Annotated in this window: 4 pseudogenes; 2 read left to right on the plus strand and 2 right to left on the minus strand. The window is 39.6% G+C overall.

The annotated features are described in order from the left end of the window. Together CBG25_RS18935 and CBG25_RS18940 are read left to right on the plus strand one after the other, a co-directional pair. Nucleotides 1–212 (plus strand): annotated as a pseudogene (locus tag CBG25_RS18935) (hypothetical protein); the annotation flags it as partial. Nucleotides 213–229: 17 nt separating this feature from the next. After that, nucleotides 230–1,258 (plus strand): annotated as a pseudogene (locus CBG25_RS18940) (MFS transporter); the annotation flags it as partial. A gap of 138 nt (nucleotides 1,259–1,396) precedes the next feature. Here CBG25_RS18940 and CBG25_RS21565 read toward each other — a convergent pair. Then, nucleotides 1,397–1,513, minus strand: a pseudogene (locus tag CBG25_RS21565) (hypothetical protein); the annotation flags it as partial. A gap of 242 nt (nucleotides 1,514–1,755) precedes the next feature. Next, nucleotides 1,756–1,967 (minus strand): annotated as a pseudogene (locus CBG25_RS18945) (hypothetical protein); the annotation flags it as partial.

Below are 1,967 nucleotides of genomic sequence, written 5' to 3' on the forward strand. Positions count from 1 at the left end.
ATCGAGAAGTTAAACAAAATTGTGGTATTGAACGCTGTCAGGCTCGCACGAGCCGAGCGCAAAGAAATCATATTTTTCTCGCTATTTCTGCGTGGTTTGAACAACATAAACGTCGTATATCTGAAAAAATAACCCTTTATCAACAAAATTGGGACGTAATCAAAAATGCTATTGCTGAGCACATCCGTGTTTTATTAGCGTACCCAAATTAGTTTTGTGCGAAACTCGTGTGAGTATTTTTATGATGGCCCTGCCCACTTTAGTTATAGGAGCATTGCCCACTTATGCTACAATTGGCATTGCTGCGCCACTATTATTACTATTGATGCGTATTATGCAGGGAGCAGCAATTGGCGGAGAAATGCCAGGTGCCTGGGTGTTTATCGCTGAACACACGCCAAAACAGCGTTATGGTTTAGCTATTGGAACGCTGACTTCAGGCATTACTGGCGGTATTTTGCTCGGCTCGATTATTGCCATTACCATTGAATATCACTTTACCGAACAACAAATTGTCGATTTTGCCTGGCGCATTCCGTTTATTGTCGGCGGGTTATTTGGCTTTATTGCTGTCTATTTGCGACGCTTTTTACAGGAAACCCCAATATTCAAAGAATTAGCGGCACAAAGAGCGCTTTGTAATGAGTTGCCAGTTAAAACCGTTTTAACATCACATAAGCAGGCTTGTTTGATCACCGCGGTACTAACCTGGTCTCTATCGACCTCAATTATCGTAATTATTTTAATGACGCCTGATGTTATTTTACGTGGCATCTACCATATCGATCGAAATAGCGCCTTACAAGCCAATTGCTTTGCAGTGTTGATGTTAACCGTTGGCTGTATTTTTTGGGGTTACTTAAGCGATAAAATTGGCTCTCGCCTCACCATGTTAGTAGCCTATAGTGGCCTGATCATCAGCGCCAGCTATTTCTATTCTATACTATCACCGACTATTTCATTTTTAACATTAAGTAGTTATTACGGCATTATGGGATTGTTCGTCGGCGCCGTCGTTTTAACTCCGATTATTGGCACTCGGGCATTTCCACCTGCAATCCGTTTTTCTGGCCTGTCATTTGCCTACAATATTGCCTATGCGATTTTTGGTGGTTTAACTCCGATCATCACGGGCTTCTGGCTACAACAATCTCATCTGGCGCCGGTTTATTATGTCAGTGCCGTTGCAGTGCTAGCTATCTTGGTTGGTTTTTTACCGCTGGCATATCAAGGGTGGCAACATCAGCAGGTAAAATAAATCTAACGGGCAGTAATATCTGCTTTTACTCGCTGTTAAGTGGTTAATAACTTCTGGCTAAATAATAAAAAAGTGCATCATTTATTAGACTGATGCACTTTATACAACCATAAAAAATCTTAATTTCACCAACATCCATCAGCGCCAGGCTGGCGGCATGATGCCGGCAATGATGGTTGGAAAATGGGCCTTAATATAAGTAACCATCATATTTGATAGCACTGCCGAACAGGTGAACGCTCTCTCATGGCCTAATAATCTATTAGTCGGTTTTAAAAATTAAAACCTCATAAAATCAATATTTTATAAATTTATAGCTCATTTAATATACGCATTTATACGTAAAAACAAGCGATTTCACTCACTATAAATCAATTACTTACGGCTTATAGTGAGTTCTAATTTTAACTGAAATCTCTGTTTTAATTCACCCTCTTTTTAACTCCCAAATAACCTTAATCATTCGTTTAAATAAGAATCACGAGTTTCGCACAAAACTAATTTGGGTACGCTAATAAAACACGGATGTGCTCAGCAATAGCATTTTTGATTACGTCCCAATTTTGTTGATAAAGGGTTATTTTTTCAGATATACGACGTTTATGTTGTTCAAACCACGCAGAAATAGCGAGAAAAATATGATTTCTTTGCGCTCGGCTCGTGCGAGCCTGACAGCGTTCAATACCACAATTTTGTTTAACTTCTCGAT

Origin of the sequence: Arsenophonus sp. ENCA, from assembly GCF_002287155.1 — a bacterium.
GTDB classification, from domain to species: Bacteria; Pseudomonadota; Gammaproteobacteria; order Enterobacterales; family Enterobacteriaceae; genus Arsenophonus; species Arsenophonus nilaparvatae.